The organism is Xanthomonas sp. WHRI 10207 (genome assembly GCF_040202975.1).
Classification (GTDB): domain Bacteria; phylum Pseudomonadota; class Gammaproteobacteria; order Xanthomonadales; family Xanthomonadaceae; genus Xanthomonas.
In genome coordinates, this window is sequence record NZ_JBEGDX010000002.1 from 331,941 (window position 1) to 350,708 (window position 18,768).

Sequence of the window (18,768 nt, forward strand, 5' to 3'; positions counted from 1 at the left end):
TCAGTGTCCTGTCGGTTGCGGAGTAGCGGGTGAAGCAGGTTGCGCGCGGCGCTTAAATAACCCGCTGACCAGTACGAAGAATAGCGGTACGAAAAAGATCGCCAGCACCGTGCCGGACAACATGCCGCCGATCACCGCCGTGCCCAGCGCATGCTGCGCACCGGCACCGGCACCGCTGCCGAGCACCAACGGCACCACGCCCAGGATGAAGGCCAGCGATGTCATCAGGATCGGCCGCAAACGCATGCGCGCCGCTTCCAGTGCCGACTCGATCAGGCTCTTGCCGCTCTCGTGCAGCTCCTTGGCAAACTCCACGATCAGGATCGCGTTTTTCGATGCCAGGCCAATGGTGGTCAACAACCCCACCTGGAAGTACACGTCATTCATTTTCCAGGTCAGTATCGCGCCCAGCAGCGTGCCGAACACGCCCAGCGGCACCACCAGAATCACCGAGAACGGAATCGCCCAGCTTTCGTACAACGCGGCCAGACACAGGAACACGATCAGGATCGACAGGCCGTACAACAGGCCGGTCTGGCCGGTGGAGGATTTTTCCTGCCGCGACAAGCCGGTCCACTCGAAGCCGATGCCCGGCGGCAATTTGGCCGCCGCAGCTTCCACGATCTGCATCGCTTCGCCACTGGATGCCGCGCCGGGCAGCGCCATGCCCAGGATCTCCACCGACGGCACGCTGTTGTAACGCTCCAGCCGCGGCGAACCCGATTGCCAGCTGGCAGTCGCGAAGGCATTGAACGGCACCATGGTGCCGGCGCTGTTGCGCACGAACCAGCGGTCGACGTCCTGCGGGTTCATGCGGTAAGGCGCGTCGGCCTGCAGCATCACCTTCTTGACCCGTCCCTTGTCGATGAAATCGTTGACGTACACGCTGCCCCACGCACTGGCGAAGGTGTTGTTGATGTCGGCGATCGACACGCCCATCGCCTGCGCACGGTGCGGGTCGATCTCCAGCTTGAACTCGGGCGTGTCTTCCTGCCCGTTCGGGCGCACCGCCACCAGGCGCTTGTCCTGCGACAGCTCGGCCAGCAACTGATTGCGCGCCTGCATCAAGGCGTCATGGCCCAGATTTGCGCGGTCCTGCAACATCAGATCGAAGCCGGTGGCATTGCCCAACTCCGATACCGCCGGCGGCGCAAACGTAAACACCCTGGCATCGCGGATGCTGGCGAAAAAAGCGCCAGCCTTGCCGGCCACGTCGGTGACGCTCTGGCCCTTGCCGGTACGCTCGTCCCATGGACGCAGTTTGACGAAGGCAAACCCCACGTTCTGCCCGGTGCCGGCAAAGCTGAAACCGGACACCGCAAACACGCCTGACACCGAATCCTTCTGATCGACCAGGAAGTGATGCTCCACCTGTTTGAGCACCTCGTTGGTTCGCGTATCGGTAGCACCGGGCGGCAACTGCACCAGCACGAACAACGTGCCCTGGTCCTCGTCCGGCAAAAAGCCCACCGGCAACTTCATGAAACCGAACACCACCAGCGCCAGCAACACCGCATAGGCCAGCATGTAACGCCAGCCCTTGCCAAGCATGTGCCGCACCACGCCTTGATAGCGGTGATTGCCGCGATCGAATACGCGGTTGAACCAGCCGAAAAAGCCGGTAGTGGCCATGCCATGGCCTTTGTGCACCGGCTTGAGCAAGGTGGCGCACAAGGCCGGGGTCAGGATCATCGCCACCAGCACCGACAAGGTCATCGCCGAGACAATCGTGATCGAGAACTGGCGGTAGATCACACCTGTGGAGCCGCCGAAGAACGCCATCGGCACGAACACCGCCGCCAGCACCAGCGCAACGCCAACCAGCGCACCGGAAATCTGGTCCATCGATTTGCGTGTGGCGTCCTTGGGCGACAACTGCTCCTCACCCATCACGCGCTCGACGTTTTCCACCACCACGATGGCATCGTCCACCAGCAGGCCGATCGCCAGCACCATCGCGAACATGGTCAGCGTATTGATGGTGAAACCGAAGACGGCGAGCACGCCGAAGGTGCCCAGCAACACCACCGGCACCGCAATGGTCGGAATCAAGGTGGCACGGAAATTCTGCAAGAACAGATACATCACCAGGAACACCAGCACTACCGCTTCGATCAAGGTGCGCACCACCTGCTCGATGGAGATGCGCACGAACGGCGTGGTGTCGTACGGCTTTTGCACCTTCATGCCCGGCGGGAAGAATTTCTCCTGTTCTTCCAGGCTTTTGTCGATGGCGCGCACCGTATCCAGCGCATTAGCACCGGTGGCCAGCTTGATCGCCAGACCTGCGGCCGGCTTGCCGTTATAACGACCTACCGTGTTGTAGCTTTCGCTACCCAGTTCGATACGTGCCACATCGCGCAGTCGCACCTGCGCGCCATCGGCCTGCGTGCGCAGCAGGATGTTTTCGAATTGCTCGGCGGTCTTGAGCCGGGTCTGCGCGGTGATGGTGGCATTGAGTTGCTGGTTGGCCACCGCCGGCAACGCGCCGAGCTGGCCGGCCGACACCTGCGCGTTCTGCGCCTGGATGGCGGTGCGCACATCCACCGGGGTGAGATTGAAATTGCTCAGCTTGTCCGGGTCCAGCCAGACGCGCATGGCGTATTGCGAACCGAACAACGTAGTGTCGCCCACGCCTTCGACGCGGCTGATGGTTTCCTGCACGTTGGCCGCTACGTAGTCGGACAGGTCCGAGTCGCTCATGCTGCCGTCTTCGGAGGTGAAGGCCAGCACGTTGAGGAAATTGGTGGCCGACTTGGTCACCGTCACACCCTGCTGCTGCACTTCCTGCGGCAGCAATGGCGTGGCCAGCGACAACTTGTTTTGCACCTGCACCTGCGCAGTATCCGGGTCGGTGCCGTTGTCGAAGGTCAGCGTAATGGTCACCGCACCGCTGGATTCGCTGGTGGAGGCCATGTAGCTGAGATGGTCCAGCCCCTTCATCTTCTGCTCGATGACCTGGGTGACGGTGTCTTCCAGCGTCTGCGCCGAGGCGCCCGGATAATTGGCGGTAATGGCGACGGCGGGCGGCGCGATGCTGGGGTATTGCGCGATCGGCAAGGTGGCGATGGACAGGATGCCGGCCAGCATCACGATGATGGCCAACACCCACGCGAAAATCGGACGGTCGATGAAAAAGCGTGCCATGTCGTGTGATCCGCCTTAATTTGCCGCACGCGGCGTGCTGGGCGCAGATGGCGCGGCCGCAGCGTCGCTGCGCTTTGGTTGCCATGGCACGGTCTTGACCTGAATGCCGTCGCGCGCACGCGAAGCGCCTTCGACCACCACCTGTTCGCCGGGCTTCAGGCCGCTGCGCACCAGCCACTGGTCGCCGACTTCGCGGTCGGTGTCCAGCACGCGTAACTGCAGTTTTTGGTCGGCGCCGACCACGAAGACGGTCGGCTTGCCGGCACCATTGCGCGACACCGCCTGCTGCGGCACCAGCACGCCCTGTTGCTTGACGCCTTCCTGCAGCACTGCGCGCACGTACATGCCCGGCAGCAGATCTGCGTTGGGGTTGGGGAACACCGCGCGCAGGGTGATCGAGCCGGTGTTCTGGTCCACGGTGACATCGGAGAACGCCAGCTGGCCCTGCAAGGGATAGCGGCTGCCGTCTTCCAGTAGCAGCGACACTTTGGCCGCGCCCTCGCCGGCCTTTTCCAGGTCGCCGCGCGCCATCGCCTGCTTCAGCCGCAACACCGCCACGCTGGGCTGGGTGACGTCGATATAGATCGGGTCCAGCTGCTGGATGGTGGTCAGCGCGGTGGCCTGGTTGGCGGTCACCAACGCGCCCGGCGTGACGCTGGAGCGGCCGATGCGGCCGGAGATCGGGGCGTCCAGACGGGCGAACGCCAGGTTGATACGCGCGGTCTCCACGCTGGCCTTGCCCGCGGCCACGTCGGCCTCGGCCTGGCCCAGCGCCGCGTCGGTGTCGTCGCCTTCCTGCTGGCTGATCGCCTTGATCTGCGCCAGCTCGGTGTAGCGCTCGGCCTTGAGCCTGGCGGTGCGCAGATTGGCCTGCGCCCTGGCCAGGGTGGCCTGGGCGCTGGCGTAACTGGCGCGGTAGGTCGCCGGATCGATCTGGTACAGCGTCTGCCCGGCCTTGACGTCGCCGCCTTCGGTGAACTGGCGCGACTGCACGATGCCGCCTACCTGCGGCCGGATTTCGGCGATCAGGTACGGCACGGTGCGCCCCGGCAGCGCGGTGGTCAGCGGTACCGGCTGCTGCTTGACGGTCAGCACCGCCATCTCGGGAGTGCCCTCTTCTGGCGGTGGTCCGCCCGGCGGGCTGCCGCAGGCGCTGAGCAGGACGGTGGCGGCAACAGCAAACAACGGCAGGCGGTAAGAGGCTTGAGAACGCACGAGAAGGTCTCCGAAGACGCGCGATTAAAAATATAAACGGTACGGTTCGGTATCCTAATAAGCTCAACCGTGGGCGTCAAGCATTTCTGCCCAGTTGGTATACTTATGAATTAGCAGGAGGACAGAATGCGGGTCAGAACCGAAGCAAAACGCGACGCCATCATTCAGGCTGCCAGCGAGGTATTCCTCGAACTGGGCTTCGAAGGAGCGTCGATGTCGCAGATCGCGGCCCGGGTCGGCGGCTCCAAGCGCACGCTGTACGGCTATTTCCCGTCCAAGGAAGAGCTGTTCGTTGCGTTTGCCAAAGACATGTCCGACAGCTACATCGACCCCTTGCTGGATGCGCTGTCGCAGAGCAGCGGCCCCATTGCCGTGGCCTTGCAGCGTTTTGGCGAGGACATCCTCACCTTCCTGTGCGCCCCCTCCTCGATCACCATCTGGCAGACCATCATCGGCGTCTCCGGCCGCTCGGAAGTCGGCGCACTGTTCTTCAATGCCGGTCCGGAAGAAGGCATGCAGCGCGTCGCCGACTTTCTGCAACTGCAAATCGACCGTGGCCTGATGCGGCGTACCGACGCGTCGTTGGCCGCACGCCAACTGGGCGCCCTGTTTGAAGCGGAAACGCTGATGCCCTGCCTGTTCGGCGCGCTGAAAGATCCGTCGCCCGAGTATCTGCGCAACGCCACGCAACGCGCGGTGGAGATGTTTCTGGCGGCGTATGGCTGCGAGGCGGGCAAGACGGCCTAAAGCGCTGCGTCCGCGCCGTTGCGGTTTGTGCTGCGCGTACCATCACCTGCGCAGGCGGGCGCACCACGCGTGCATCGGCTTGCGTGGTGGTTGAACGGTGAAATGACCGCGCCGTCAGCGCGATCAGGCATGGAACCGGCGCAACGAACGCGCTGTTTCAACCCGGCCTGGAGGCGCCGCGTGAACTCCATGCGCCATAGCGGGATTGAAATGTCGGTGACGTTGCGTGCAGGTCGGGCATAGGGAAAGCGAGCGCTCGCTGACCGATGACCCGTTGGCTTGAACGCGGCGGGCCGTCAGCGCGTTGCTGTACCACGCAACGACACCCATGGTGCCGCCACTTGGCGGCATCGGAACCGGTGATCTGCCGCATTCAACCGGCTGCGCGCTACCGCCGCCTCACTGCACCACTACGCACACTACTGCCCTGGCATCGCGCCGCGGGCGTGCCGAAGCCGCGCGTTGCGCGACCTGGCGGGAGGCTTACTCCGCCACTGCGCACTTGGCGCACAGGCCATGCACTTCCAGCGTCTGCGCCTGCGGCTGGAATCCCAGCGCCTTGGCGCGGGCTTCCAGTTGCGCCACCACCTCGCGGTCTTCCAGTTCCACGGCGCTATGGCAGCGGTCGCAGATCAGGAACGGCACCGAATGCTGGGCGCTGTTGGGGTGATGGCAGGCGACGAAGGCGTTGACCGATTCGAGCTTGTGCACAAAGCCATTGGCCATCAAGAAATCCAGCGCGCGGTACACCGTGGGCGGGGCATCGGCGCCCACGCCCTTGCCTTCGCGCACCCAGTCCAGCAGTTCGTACGCCTTGACCGGTTTGCCGGCATCGGCGATCAGCCGCAGGACGTTGGCGCGGATCGGCGTCAGCCGCAGGCCGCGCTCGCTGCAGGCGCGCTCCACCGCGCGCACGAAGCTGTTGGCATCGTCCACGTGATGATGCGGGGCCGTGCAGGCATGGTCCTGGTCGTGCGGTTGGGTGTGCGTGTGCTTGGTCATACAGGCTCCGGCGTCAGGCCGCTCCAATCTTGATGAGTGCCGCATCGATGCGTTTCAAGGCACCCTCGCGGCCGGCCAGGTACACCGTCTGCGAAATGTCCGGGCTGACCTGGGTGCCAGTGATGGCCACCCGCAGCGGCTGGGCGACCTTGCCCATGCCCAGTTCCAGCGCCGCGGCGGCCTCGTGCAGCGCCGCCGACACGCTCTCCACGCTCCACTCGCTCAGCGCCGCCAGCATCGCGCGCGCCTTGCCCAGCGGCACTTCGGCGCCGAGCTTCAGGTGCTTGATCACCGCTGCTTCGTCGTAGGTTTCCAGCGGCTGGTACCAGACCACGGCCTTTTCGGCCATTTCCTTCAGCGTCTGCACGCGCTCGCGCAGCGCCACCACCACATCGGCAGCGGCCGGGCCGGCGGCGATGTCCAGACCAAGCTTGGCGAGCTGATACTCCAGCTGCGGCGCGATGCTGGCCGGGTCGTCGGTCTTCAGATAATGCTGGTTGACCCAACCGAGCTTGGCCATGTCCAGGCGCGCAGCCTTGGAATTGACGTCCTTGACGTCGAACAGGTCCAGCAGTTCCTGCTGGCTGAACAACTCCTGGTCGCCATGCGACCAGCCCAGACGGGCCAGGTAATTGATCAGCGCATGCGGCAGGTAGCCGGCGTCCTTGTACTGCATGACATCGGCCGCGCCGGTGCGCTTGGACAACTTGGCGCCCTGCTCGTCCAGGATCATCGGCATGTGCGCGAACTTGGGCACCGGCGCGCCCAGTGCTTCATAAATGTTGATCTGGCGCGGGGTGTTGTTGATGTGGTCGTCGCCGCGGATCACCTCGGTGATGCCCATGTCCCAATCGTCCACCACCACCGCAAAGTTGTAGGTGGGGAAGCCGTCCGGGCGGAAGATCACCATGTCGTCGAGCTCGCTGTTGGCGATCTCGATACGGCCCTTGATCAGGTCGTCGAACACCACCGTGCCGCCGACCGGGTTCTTGAAGCGGATCACCCGGTTGGGGTCGTCGCGGTACGGCAGCTGCTGCTCGCGCGCGGCGCCGTTGTAGCGCGGTTTTTCCTGCTTGGCCATCGCGGCCTCGCGCATGGCGTCGAGCTCTTCGCGGCTTTCGTAGGCGTAATAGGCCTTGCCCTGCGCCAGCAGCTGCTCGGCCACCTCTTGATAGCGGGCGATGCGCTGGGTCTGGTAGATCGGGCCTTCGTCGTAACCCAGGCCCAACCAGTCCATCGCCTCCAGGATGGCGTCGATGGCCGCCTGGGTGCTGCGTTCGCGGTCGGTGTCTTCGATGCGCAGCACGAACTCGCCGCCGCGGTGGCGCGCCTCCAACCAGCAATACAGGGCGGTGCGGGCGCCGCCGATGTGCAGGTAACCGGTGGGGCTGGGAGCAAAGCGGGTGCGGCAGGTCATGGAACGCTCGGCGAAACGGGAGTGCGCCGATTTTACCTTGCGCAGCGTGGCCCTGCCCGGCTAGGTGCTGCGGCGGTGATGTCGGGGGCCGCAGCGGCGCCGCGTCGCGTATCAACGGCGGTGCCGGCACGCCCGTGCCCTTGCCGCGCAACGCCTTCAGCCGCTCGCATCTGCGCCGCGATCAGAACCTTGAAGCTCGACCGCCGGCTGCGCACTGCACGCTGCGGCCGGGGTCGGGCCTGGCTCAGCGATTGCGCAACAAGTCGCCGTACACCACGCATTCGCCATCGCTGCGCGCCGGGCCCGGCGCGTCGTACAGCACCAGCCAGCTGGGAACCTTGCCGGCCAGCTGCGGCGGCAGGTCGCAGATGGCTTCGGCGCGGTCGCTGTCCTTGCCATGCGGCAGCACCGCCGATTCCATCAAGGCATGCTGAAAGCGCACCGGCTCGCGGTTGGCGGCCAGCACGGCGCGTGCGTCCGGCCATTTGAACAGGCGGATCTCGCCGTTCAACACCATCGTGGGGCCGGCCAGCAGATACAGATCGTCGCCGGAATAATGCAGATCGCGGATGCCCAGCCCGCCCAGTTGCAAGAAGTGCTTGCGCAGCAGCGTGCCGTCGTCGTCCAGCGGCGCCAGGCGCAGATGGTCGCCATGCGCTTCCACCTGGATTTCCAGCAGCGCCGACCAGCCGCGCAGCACCGGCCCGCGCAGCCCAAGCAGCAGGCGCTTGCCGTCGGCCACAATGCCTTCGATATCGAAGCCATTGTCCTTGCCGGGAATCTTCAAAAACGGGCCAAAATGCGCGTCGTCGGCCAGCAGCTCGGTGAGCTGGTTGTGCTTGGCGTCGCCCTTGAGCCGCAGCGCGCGGCGGCCATCGGCAGCCTCGCGCACCAGCCGTGGCGTGCCATCGGCATCGGACTCGATCGGCAGACAGGCCAGCAGGCGGCGGTTGGCGTCGAGCTTGAGTTTGGTCAGGCGCTTGGCGTTGTCGGCATCGTCGCGGCCGGGCTTGGCGTTCTTGCGCTTCAAGCCATGCGAGCCGATCACCCAGAGATAGCCGTCCGACAGGCCCATGCCTTCCAGGTCGGCTTCTTCTGCGTCCTCCCCCGGAAGATCCAGCAGCTCGGCCAGTGGGAAACTCTGGCCTTCGCCGAAGCGCAGCGTCTCGCGCTGGGTGGGCTGCAGCTTGCGCAGGCGATCCACCGCGCAGGCTTCGTCGCCGGCCACCCAAAGCCAGTCGTCGGTAAACGCCGCGCCGGACAGATTGCTGTGCACCAGCGCGCCGGGTGCGAACTCCAGCCGGACGCTGTGCGGAATCAGGGTTTTCTTGGCCATGGGAACCTGGTGGGTGGTGTTACGAAGTTGGGCGATTGAAGGCCTGCGCACGTAGCTGCGCAGTCGCTGCATGCGGCTGCAGGTGCTGAGCGCACCTGCCGCGTTTGCAACCTCCGCGCCTGCGCACGATGCGAGCAGGGGATCAATCGTTCTTGGTCAATCGAACGCGGCCAGCTTGGCACGCGCCACTTCCGGCGCCAACTGCCCCGACCAATCGCGGTCGTTGGCCACCTGCGCGTGGGCGCGGCTGGCTTCGAACGCATCGAAGTCCAGCGCGGCATACGCCCAGACGGTGTCTGCATCGGTTTGCGCCAGCACGCCGTCGGCGGGAAAGCCCACATCCATCGGTGCAAACACCGCCGCCTCGCCGGTATTGATGTCCAGCGCGGGGCTCCAGGGCGCCTCGCCGGCGGTGACCGATTGCGCGACGAACATGCGGTTTTCCAGTGCGCGCGCCAGACAACCGACCCGCACGCGGGTGGCGCCGGCGGCAGTGTCGGTACAACTGGGCACGATCAACAGGCGCGCGCCGGCTTCGTACTGCGCGCGCACCGGCAACGGGAACTCGCTGTCGTAGCAGATCGCAATCGCCGCACGCACGCCGTCCAGCTCAAACACCTTCAATGCATCGCCAGGCTCGATCAGCCCGGTGGCTTTTTCAAACCCGGTCAGTTGCAGCTTGTCCTGCCAACCATGGCCGCCGTCGGGCGTGAACCAGTCGCTGCGATTGCGATAGCGGCCATGGTCCAGATCCAGCAGAAAACTCCCGGCAATCAGATGCAACCGGTGCTGCCGCGCCAGGCCGGCAAACAGCTCCAGCCACGACGTTCGCAGCGCCTGGATGGCCGCCAACGATTCGGGCAGGCCGGCCGACACCTGCGTGCCGAACGTGGCAGCCAGCTCCAACGACAGATATTCCGGCAGCACCGCCACCCGCGCGCCGGCAGCCGCAGCCTCGCCGATCAGTGCCGACATGCGCGCGGCGAAGGCAGCGAAATCCACGGGTTTGCCGATCGGATATTTGGCAACGGCAATGGTGAGCGGAGCATTCATCGGCAAGCTTCCTTTAACGGCTCTATAGCGACGTAAAACGTGCGCAGCAACGCAATCGACTTCACCACGCTCAAGGTTTCAGCGCGCGCGTCCACACACTCAAGCTGTGGTCGATCTGCCCATGTTGCAACTCCGCCCACTCCAGCCGCACCTGCATGCCCGGCTGCGGCGCGTAACCGCGCTTGCGCCAAAACACATCGTTGGGGCGATAGTCGGCAGGTTTGCGCGGGTCGTCCGCTGCACGTTCCACCGAGCAGAACGCGGCGAGCGTAAAGCGCCCCAATGCGCGGGCATGCGCCTCGCGCCTGTCGAAGAAGGCATGGCCGATGCCCTGCCCGCGATACGCCGGCAACAACACCGATTCGCCGAAATAAAACACGCTGGCGGGGTCGATGCCGGCGGCGCTGAATGGCGCGTGGAAAGCGGCGCTGTCGTCGAGTAACGGCAAACCGGTAGACGCGCCGATGACCGCATCGCCATCGCGCGCCAGGACGAACACGCTATCGGACGAGGCAGCATAGGCGGCCAGATAGTCGCGTTCGTAGCCGGCATCGCCGTCGTACAGATACGGCCATGCGCGGAACACTGCGATGCGCAACTGCGCTACCGCATCCAGATACGGCAACACCGCGTTGCCGTGGACTGTTTCAACGATCAGGGAGGTGCCGGTCATGCGGCCATGGTAAGCGAGCCTGGCCGCGTTGCGCTGCTGCACTGCCCCGTCTCAACGCAGCCAACCGTCATGGCGTTGGGCCGCGTTGCCGGGCTGTTGCCACATCAACCACACCGCCGCTTCTTCCTGGGCCACCAGCACCCCAAGCAGCGCATCGGTACTGCGCGCCCAGTAACTGCCGTTACTCAAGCGCTGCCACGGCCCGTAGCCGCGCACACGTGCGTCCGGTGCCGGCGCCTGCTGCTGCCGCGACGCCTGCAAGAAACTGCATCCATCCACACGCAAGGCCTGTGCCGTGCGCGCATGCAGGCGCAGACCGATCACCCCACGGCGGCCCTCGCGCGCCAGCGGCAATGCCGATAGCGGCGAGCCTTCCCATTGCGACAGTGGCGCTGCGGGAAGCAGCGCCACCGTGTCGATTCCGGCGGGCAGCAAACGCTGCGCCCGCCGGTACACCTGTGCATGCACGCGCATGTCGACCTCAGCGCAAGCTGTTGCCAAGCTCGTACCAATCGACCTTACGCGTCACCCACATGATGCTGGCCAGGATGCCGAACAGCAGCAGCGACCCCATCAGCAGCGAATTGTCTTCCGAGACCAGCAGGCTATAGAGCACGCCATACAACGCCGTCAGCATCACCGAGAACCCGGCAGCGCGTACCCAGCTCCGCAACACCCCGGACAGATAGAAGAACTGCAGGCCGATACACGCCGCCGCCGACACCAGATACGCCTGCCAGAACGCGATGTGCTCGGAAAGGCTCAGCAGCAACAGGAAGAAGATCGCCAGCGCCAGGCCGACCAGCAGGTATTGCAACGGATGGATCGGCAAGCGCTTGATCAGCTCGAACAACACGAACGCCACAAAGGTCAGCACCACGAACAGGATGCCGTATTTGCTGGCGCGATCGGCCTGGGTGTACACATCCACCGGGTCGACCAGACGCACTTCCAGCGTATCCAGCGACGACTGCGACGACTGCAACTGCGTCTGCGCACCGGTTGCCAGCGACGACAGCGACCAGCTCGCATCGAAGCCACGCTCGCTGATGGTCGGCGCATTCGGCAGAAAGCGCCCACCGAACAACGGATGCGGCCAGGCCGAACGCAGCGCGATGTCGTTATTGTCGGCAATCGGCGCGATGGTCAGACTGCGCGTGCCATCCAGCACGAATGCCATGTCCACTGCATTGCCGTCGACCAGCTTGCCGGCCAGCGGATCGCCCAAGGGCTGCAGATCGGCGTGAATGCCGGCCGAGCGCGATGCCAGGCCGCCAGCGCCGCTTTCCAGCGTCAGGGTGCGGCCGTCTACCCGCAGCGTTGGCGTGCCGACCAAGCCGCGCACGTCCGAAATGCCCACAGCCAGATGCGGCTGGCCATAGCTGCGCCCGGCCACAGCCGGATACTCGAGCGGGTCGAATTCGGCCTTGAGCTTGGCCTTCCACGAATACACCTGCACGCGGAACAGGCCGATCTTGCGCTCGGAGGGCATCAACTCGCCGCTCAGGTTGAGCGTGCGCGGGGTCTGCAGCAGCTGCCCATCGCGCTTGCGCCAGACCTTGTGCGACTTGCCCTCCTCGTCCGGCTCGGTGACCTGCACATCTTCGGTGTATGGCAACACCCGCACCGGTGCGATGAACTGCTGCTCGCCGGCCTTGCTCTGCGCCACCCGCTCCACCGCCTGGTCGCGGTACTGCGCACGGTCCTGCACGGTGCCGCGAATCAGCAACAAGGGAATCAGCAACAACAGGATCAGTCCGCCGATGGTGGCGAACCGCAACAACAGTTTCAGGGATTTCATCGACCATCCTCATTCTGGGAGGTGGTCAGGGTGCAAGGCGACGGTGTCCAGGGTTTGAGGTGAATTTGAAGCGAATGTGAAGTGCCGCCTCTGCACGCGCGGCGGCCGGCACTGTGACCCAGTCAGGAAATCGCGTTTTCACGCTTTAAAAGTGCAACGCAGGCCCAGTGCACGCTTCCGTTTCAGTGATGACACTTCGCATCACCGCCGCGCTCTTTCGCGCCAGGCGCAAGGATGAGCACGCAGCTACGCACTTCAGGGCCATCCCTTCTTTTCCTGAGTTATTCCGCTTACGGCTTTCTGGTTTTGTCGGTCTTCGGCGTCTCTTTCTTTTTTTGCCCGCACCGCATCGGTGTCGTCTCACCCGTGTGTCCGCTTGCTGGCTGTGGTTCCAACAGTGCGCACGACTGCATCCCTCTACTCCCTGGAGTCTGCCTTCCATGAACAAGCAATGTTCACTTGCGCTTTGCGTGCTCGCCGCCCTGAGCCTGTCCTCCGCCGCAGCGCAGGCGGCAACGCACGGAATGGGTTTGAAGCCATCGTCGTTGATGCAGCCGGTCACCCCGCTATTCGGAACCGCGAGCGCGGCCAAATCCCTTCCCGCCTCGGTGGACCTGACCGCCTGGGCGATCACGCCGGGCGATCAGGGCCAGGTGGGATCGTGTGCGTCGTGGGCCACCGCGCACACCTTGACCGGCTGGTACGCCAATGCCAGCAAACAGGCGCAAACCCGCTTTGCCCCGATGTATCTCTATAGCCAGGTCAACGGTGGCGTCGATGACGGCTCCACGCTGGAAGCCCCGCTGGAAGTTGCGCTAGCGCAAGGCATCGCTACCGAGCAGCAGTATTCGTGGGGCAACTACAACTGGAAGAACCCACCCACCGCCGCCGACCGCGCCAACGCCGCCAAAAACCCCACGCCCTACCGGAAGTACACCGTGCTGTATGCGGGCAACGGCGATGGCGGGCGCGCCCTGATCGAGCAGATCAAACTGGCGCTGGCCTCGTCCACGCCGGTCGCCATCGGCTTCTATGTGCGGCAGGGTTTTGAGGACCTCACGCCCAAGAATCAGGTCGACTACGACATCAAGACCCCGATTCTGGGCGGGCATGCGGTGATCGCGCTGGGTTACGACAGCGAAGGGCTGATCGTCGAAAACAGCTGGGGCACCGAGTGGGGTAACAAAGGCTTTGGCAAGCTGTCCTGGTCGGTGGTGGCCAAGGACGTCACCGCCGCCGACGTGGTGCACTAGCGCACCGCGGATGCGCACTGTGATGTGCGGCTGATACGGATACGGCATGTGCGCTGGTGCATGCCGTATTCCGTGTTCCGTATTCCGCATTTCGTGCAGCGATGGTGCGTTCTCGGCGTCCTACTGCTGCACAAGCTCTACTTAACACCAAGAGCGGCCAACAACATGCCGGCGTCATCGCCAGGCGGGCGTGGCCGATGCGACATGGCCCTCTCTCCGGATCTGAGCGCGCCGTCCACACTCATCTGACGACTGCTCGCGACGTTGTGTAAGCCGCGCTTAGCCGATCGGCAGCCGCAAGGTCGCAATCGCACCGCCACCGTCGCGATTACCCAGCGCCACGTCGCCACCGTGCAGGCGTGCCACCTCGCGCACGAACGGCAAGCCAAGGCCGGAGCTGCGTTGCCCGGTCTGCGGCCGCGCCAACGAGTAAAAGCGCTCGAAAACGCGTTCGATGGCGTAGTCCGGCACCCCACTGCCCCGGTCTTCGACCGACAGCTGCCAGTGCCCTGCATGTACGTGCGCACGCAACTGCACACTGCTGCCCTGCGGCGAAAACGCAATCGCATTTTCCAGCAGATTGATCAGCGCCTGACGCAACAGAAATCCATCGCCAGACACGTGCTGCTCGCCGCTCGAATCGGGCGGCGCGGCACTCTCCAGCTGCACACCCGCCGCAGCGGCACGCGGCGCAACCGCCTCCAACGCCGCTTGCAGCACGCTGCTCACAGCGATGCGCGCGCGCGTCTGCAGCCGACCGTGTTGTTCCACCTCAGCCAGCGCGAGCAGCTTGTCGATGGTTTCGGTGAGCCGTTGTTCCTGCGCGCGGATGCTGGCGACAAAATGCTGGCGATCGGCTTCCGGCAACGGCTCGGTCAACAACTCCGACGCGCCACGGATCGCCGCCAACGGGCTTTTCATTTCATGCGTCAGCGACTGTACGTAATGCTCGACGTAGGCCTTGCCTTCCAGCTTGCGGCGCATGGTTTCCAGCGCCTGGCCGAGGTCGCCGATTTCATCGCCGCGCGGTTTGGGTGGCGGCACCGGGATGCCGGCGCTCACAGCCTGCGCATAGCGGTTGAGCCGGCCGATGCCGCGCATCAGCCACCAGGTCATCAGGATGCCGATCAACGCGGAAATACCGATCAACCAGGCCCCGCGCTGCAGGATGTTGCGTTGGCTGGCTTCGATAAACGGGTCGATGCTGCGATTGGGCTGGGCCAGGGTGAGCACGCCGATCAACTTGCCGGGTTGGTCGGGCGCGTAGATCGGTGCGGCCACATGCATGACGGTGGCTTTAGGGTCGCCATCGAGTTCCGGGCTGGAACGCGCGCCGTATTCGCCACGCAAGGTGCGGTAGACATCGTTCCAACGCGAGTTGTCGCGGCCCACGTCGCGGCCCAGCGAATCGAACACCACCACCCCGCGCGCATCGGTCACGGTGACGCGGTAATCCACATTGTTCTTGCGGAAGCGCCACACCCAGGCCTTGGGGTCGCGCTGCTGCGCCTGCGCCAGGTTGTGCGCAAAGCGGCCGTCGACGATGTGCCCGGCGGCCAGGTCGCTGCTGGCCATTTCTGCCAGCACGTTGGCCGCATCCACCAGCGTGGATTCCATCGCTTGACGCACGCCGGGTTTGACCTCGTTGACGAACACCCGCATCACGAAGAACGCGGCCAGGCCCACGATCAGGAAGAAGCCCAGAAACAGCTTGAGACCAAGCCGCATGTCAGCACCCCACTCGGTTCAACGCACCACACACACGCCCATCCATCGGCTACAGCTCCAGGGCGTAGCCAAGGCCACGATGGGTGCGAATCGGGTCGGCCGGCACGCCGGCCAGGCGCAGCTTGCCGCGTAGCGTCTTGATATGGGTGTCGACGGTGCGATCGGCGCTGTCGGCGCTGGCATCCCAGCCGCGATCCATCAACTGCGCACGGCTCAGGATCGCACCCGGGCGTTGCAGCAACGCAGCCAGCAACGCGTATTCGTAACGGGTCAGCGGCAACAAGGCATCGCCGTAGCGGATGCGGCTGCCGTCGCGGTCGATCGCGAACGCGCCATGCGGCTGCCAACCCGGTTCGGCCACTGCTGCCACGCTGCGGCGGCGCAGACGTGCGCGCACCCGCGCCACCAGCTCGCGCGGGGAGAACGGCTTGGCCATGTAATCGTCGGCGCCCAGCTCCAGGCCGAGCACGCGGTCGATCTCGTCGTTGCGCGCGGTCAGGAAGATCACCGGCACCTCGCTGAAACTGCGCAGGCTGCGGCACACCTCGAAGCCGTTGATGTCCGGCAGGCCCACGTCCAGCACCACCACATCGGCCGGGTCGGCACGCAGCCGCGCCAGCGCGTCGCGGCCCAGCAGGCAATGTTCCGCCGCATAGCCTTCGCTACGCAGCGCGTAGAGCACGGTATCGGCGATGGCGGCTTCGTCTTCGACGACGAGCACGCGGGCGGGAGAGTCGGACATGGCGCGCAGCATAGCCGCATGCCGGCGCGGCCCATAGCGCGCACGCTGCCAGGCCGTGGCACGCAGGCAAGCGTCGGCAAAAGACGTTGGCAACAGATGGCCGGGGTAGCTGCGCGCTCCCGGCGCCACGCCCTCAGGTCCACGCCGCTGGTGCATCCCGCCACGCCGCGCACCCGCGCGCAGCGCAAAGGGCCGCGCACGCTCTACACTTCCCCGATGAACTATCGCCACGCCTTCCATGCCGGCAACCATGCCGACGTGCTCAAGCACATCGCCTTGCTGGCGCTGATCGACACCCTCAAGCGCAAGGACACCCCGTTCTTCGTGCTCGACACCCACGCCGGGCGCGGCCGCTACCAGCTCGGTGGCGAAGAAAGCCGCAAGACCAACGAAGCCGATGCCGGCGTGATGCGGCTGATGGCCGAGTCCACTTTGCCGGAGGTGGTCGAGCGCTATCTGCGTGCGGTGCAGGCCGACAACCAGACCGTCGCCCGCCCCGCCGTACCTGGGCAAAAGCCGGCCCGCCCCACCGCCGGCATCCAGCTCAACCATTACCCCGGCTCGCCGCTGCTGGCCGCCCAGGCCCTGCGCGAGCAGGACCGCATGGCGTTCTGCGAATTGCAGCCGGACGAGGCGGAGGCGCTCAAGACCCTGTTCGCCAAGGACAGCCGCGTGCGCGTGCATGCCGGCGACGGCTATGCGGCCATCCGCGCATTTTTGCCGCCGCGCGCCGGCGACACCAAGATCGGCCGCGGGCTGGTGCTGATCGACCCGCCGTACGAGTCGCAGGACGCCGAATACCAGCAGATCATCCACAGCGTGCGCGAGACGTTGGCGCGCTGGCCGCAGGCGATCTGCATGGTGTGGTACCCGATCAAGCTGCGTCGCAGCCTGCAGCCGTTCATGCGCAAAGCGGCCACGTTGCCGGCCAAGTCGGTGCTGGTGGCCGAGCTGCAGGTGCGCCCGGACGACTCGCCGCTGCGCCTGACCGGCAGCGGGCTGTTGATCGTCAACGCGCCCTGGCAATTCGACAAGGTGCTGGCACCGGCATTGCCGGTGCTCAAGAAGCATCTTGGCGAACTTGGCGCTTCCACGCGGCTGGAATGGCTGCGCCAGGACGCCTGATACACCCGTAATCCGTGCAGCATTCGCCTGGCCGCTGTGCGGCGATTGCACACCTCGCACGGTGTGCCTTGCAGCGGCGTCAGTGCGCATCGGCTGCTGGCTGGCTGACGGCCGCAGCAGCCTGGTATTGGCATTGGCATGAGGCAGGGCCTTGGCGCGACCGCCGGGCCTGGTCTCAAACAGTCGCGATCGATCCAGCAGGCCGCCATCCAGCCCCGCCAACAGGCGGCAACGGCGGGGGTGATCGCGTGCGGGCAAGCTCACGACCGGCTCACGGCTCCGCTCGTTACAGTTGTCTGGGAAGCACTGCCACCCCTTGATGGCCCTCAGCGGCGCACCGGATTCATTCATGGTTGCGCGCCGGGCTGGTGCCAGAATCTTCCGATCTTTAAGGAACACCGGTCATGGCCATTCGCAATCGCATGCCTCCCTGGCATGAAAACTTCAGCCTGCCCAATGGCCGCACCCTGTTGCTCCGCCCGATCCGTCCCGAGGACGGCCCGCCGCTGCAAGGGGCATTCAGCCTGCTGGGACCGGAGGAAATCCGCGCGCGCTTCGTACGCTCCTCCGCCGAAATCACCCCGGAGATGGTGCAGCGCCTGACCCATCCCAACCCCAAGACCGAGATCGTGCTGGTCGCCGCCGAGCAGTTGCCCCCGGGCGAAGCCCTGGTCGGCGCGGTGGCGCGCGCAGCATTGGTGCCGGGCACCCGCCAGGCCGAATACACCATCCTGGTCAGCAGCTTCGTCGCCGGCCAGGGCCTGGGCCGGCAATTGATGCGCAAGCTGGTGAAGTGGGCGCGCCGCAAGTATCTGGATTGCCTGTTCGGCGACGTGCTGCAGAGCAACGTCCCGATGCTGCAGCTGGCCGAATCGCTGGGCTTCAAGCCGCAGGCGCATCCGGATTCGCCGGAGCTGGTGCGGATGGTGCTGGAGCTGGATGCCTGAGGGGCTGGGATTGGGAAGTCGGGATTGAGGATTCGCTAAAGGCCGTTGTGGTGTTTGCTGGTTGCAGGGTCCTTGCCCGCCTACCAGCGCGGGACACGCCGTGAATCCGTCCCTGGAGGCTCTTACGCGGCATCCATGCCGCGTAAGGTCCCGCGCCGGCAGGCGGGCAAGGACCAGTCGAGATCGTCGGTGTGCATGGTTCAAGCCAGGCGCGGTGAGTGGTCCTATTGGCGGCATACCGAACCAATACAGGGCCCAAAAAAGCCGGCTGCGGTCTGATGACCATCCTAAGACGACCGACCAACGTGCTGGCGCGGTGTCCTCACCGATTGCGGGACCGTGTGGCGGCATGGATGCCGCCACCGAGCCTCCATGGACGGATTCACGGCGTGTCCCGCAAACGATGAGGGCACCGTGCCTTCGACCCGCTCAGCGGTTGCTCCTGCAGTAGGCCGGTCACCAGAACGGCAACGACAGCGACAGCGACAGCGACAAGCCCAGCAGAACTTGGCGAGTTCGTCGCGCACGAGCCAACACCAGCTTTCACGCCAGATGGACCGGGCACTGCGGGCGCTCTGATAA

The 18,768-nt window shown here is 65.2% G+C and carries 15 protein-coding genes and 1 other RNA gene; 5 read left to right on the top strand and 11 right to left on the bottom strand.

Features of this window, described 5'->3' with window-relative positions; genetic code table 11:
- Both ABQU90_RS07045 and ABQU90_RS07050 read right to left on the bottom strand, forming a co-directional pair.
- Positions 1-3,147: an efflux RND transporter permease subunit gene (locus ABQU90_RS07045; RefSeq protein WP_323521254.1), complete on the bottom strand. Its 3,147-nt coding sequence runs from the start codon at positions 3,145-3,147 to the stop codon at positions 1-3.
- A 15-nt stretch (positions 3,148-3,162) separates the two neighbouring features.
- The gene (locus ABQU90_RS07050; RefSeq protein WP_323521255.1) at positions 3,163-4,362 is read right to left on the bottom strand and encodes an efflux RND transporter periplasmic adaptor subunit; all 1,200 of its coding nucleotides are present in this window, start codon (positions 4,360-4,362) and stop codon (positions 3,163-3,165) included.
- Positions 4,363-4,488: 126 nt separating this feature from the next.
- On the opposite strand from ABQU90_RS07050, the gene ABQU90_RS07055 reads away from it, so the two are divergent.
- On the top strand, positions 4,489-5,109 hold the full coding sequence (locus ABQU90_RS07055; protein ID WP_323521256.1) for a TetR/AcrR family transcriptional regulator: 621 nt from the start codon (positions 4,489-4,491) through the stop codon (positions 5,107-5,109).
- Between the two features lie 483 nt (positions 5,110-5,592).
- Here ABQU90_RS07055 and ABQU90_RS07060 read toward each other — a convergent pair whose 3' ends face one another.
- The 7 genes from ABQU90_RS07060 to creD all read right to left on the bottom strand — a co-directional run bounded on the left by ABQU90_RS07060 (position 5,593) and on the right by creD (position 12,391).
- Positions 5,593-6,111 carry a transcriptional repressor gene (locus ABQU90_RS07060; protein ID WP_104616814.1) on the bottom strand — a complete coding sequence of 173 codons (519 nt, stop codon included), beginning with the start codon at positions 6,109-6,111 and terminating at the stop codon, positions 5,593-5,595.
- Positions 6,112-6,124: 13 nt separating this feature from the next.
- The gene (gene gltX / locus ABQU90_RS07065) at positions 6,125-7,528 is read right to left on the bottom strand and encodes a glutamate--tRNA ligase (RefSeq protein WP_323521257.1); all 1,404 of its coding nucleotides are present in this window, start codon (positions 7,526-7,528) and stop codon (positions 6,125-6,127) included.
- 244 nt (positions 7,529-7,772) lie between these two features.
- Positions 7,773-8,864 (bottom strand): DUF3616 domain-containing protein, encoded by a 1,092-nt coding sequence (locus ABQU90_RS07070; protein ID WP_323521258.1) that lies wholly within the window; start codon positions 8,862-8,864, stop codon positions 7,773-7,775.
- 156 nt (positions 8,865-9,020) lie between these two features.
- Positions 9,021-9,917, bottom strand: coding sequence for a carbon-nitrogen hydrolase family protein (locus tag ABQU90_RS07075; RefSeq protein WP_323521259.1), 897 nt, complete (start codon positions 9,915-9,917; stop codon positions 9,021-9,023).
- Positions 9,918-9,987: 70 nt separating this feature from the next.
- Positions 9,988-10,590, bottom strand: a complete 603-nt coding sequence (locus ABQU90_RS07080; protein WP_323521260.1) for a GNAT family N-acetyltransferase — start codon at positions 10,588-10,590, stop codon at positions 9,988-9,990.
- A gap of 51 nt (positions 10,591-10,641) precedes the next feature.
- A complete protein-coding gene (locus tag ABQU90_RS07085) occupies positions 10,642-11,064 on the bottom strand; it encodes a hypothetical protein (protein ID WP_323521261.1) in 423 nt (140 codons plus the stop codon).
- Positions 11,065-11,071: 7 nt separating this feature from the next.
- On the bottom strand, positions 11,072-12,391 hold the full coding sequence (gene creD / locus ABQU90_RS07090; RefSeq protein ID WP_311240666.1) for a cell envelope integrity protein CreD: 1,320 nt from the start codon (positions 12,389-12,391) through the stop codon (positions 11,072-11,074).
- A 440-nt stretch (positions 12,392-12,831) separates the two neighbouring features.
- On the opposite strand from creD, the gene ABQU90_RS07095 reads away from it, so the two are divergent.
- Both ABQU90_RS07095 and ABQU90_RS07100 read left to right on the top strand, forming a co-directional pair.
- On the top strand, positions 12,832-13,644 hold the full coding sequence (locus ABQU90_RS07095; protein WP_323521262.1) for a C1 family peptidase: 813 nt from the start codon (positions 12,832-12,834) through the stop codon (positions 13,642-13,644).
- Positions 13,645-13,848: 204 nt separating this feature from the next.
- Positions 13,849-13,919: non-coding RNA, sX9 sRNA (locus ABQU90_RS07100), on the top strand.
- Positions 13,920-13,923: 4 nt separating this feature from the next.
- Here the strand turns inward: ABQU90_RS07100 and creC are convergent.
- Positions 13,924-15,372, bottom strand: a complete 1,449-nt coding sequence (creC, locus tag ABQU90_RS07105; protein WP_323521263.1) for a two-component system sensor histidine kinase CreC — start codon at positions 15,370-15,372, stop codon at positions 13,924-13,926.
- Between the two features lie 49 nt (positions 15,373-15,421).
- Positions 15,422-16,126, bottom strand: coding sequence for a two-component system response regulator CreB (creB, locus tag ABQU90_RS07110; RefSeq protein WP_193552624.1), 705 nt, complete (start codon positions 16,124-16,126; stop codon positions 15,422-15,424).
- Between the two features lie 204 nt (positions 16,127-16,330).
- Here creB and ABQU90_RS07115 point away from each other — a divergent pair, with 204 nt between their 5' ends.
- Together ABQU90_RS07115 and ABQU90_RS07120 are read left to right on the top strand one after the other, a co-directional pair.
- Positions 16,331-17,239 (top strand): 23S rRNA (adenine(2030)-N(6))-methyltransferase RlmJ, encoded by a 909-nt coding sequence (locus tag ABQU90_RS07115; protein WP_055849804.1) that lies wholly within the window; start codon positions 16,331-16,333, stop codon positions 17,237-17,239.
- A gap of 404 nt (positions 17,240-17,643) precedes the next feature.
- On the top strand, positions 17,644-18,186 hold the full coding sequence (locus ABQU90_RS07120) for a GNAT family N-acetyltransferase (RefSeq protein WP_055849802.1): 543 nt from the start codon (positions 17,644-17,646) through the stop codon (positions 18,184-18,186).
- Positions 18,187-18,768: the final 582 nt, after the last annotated feature.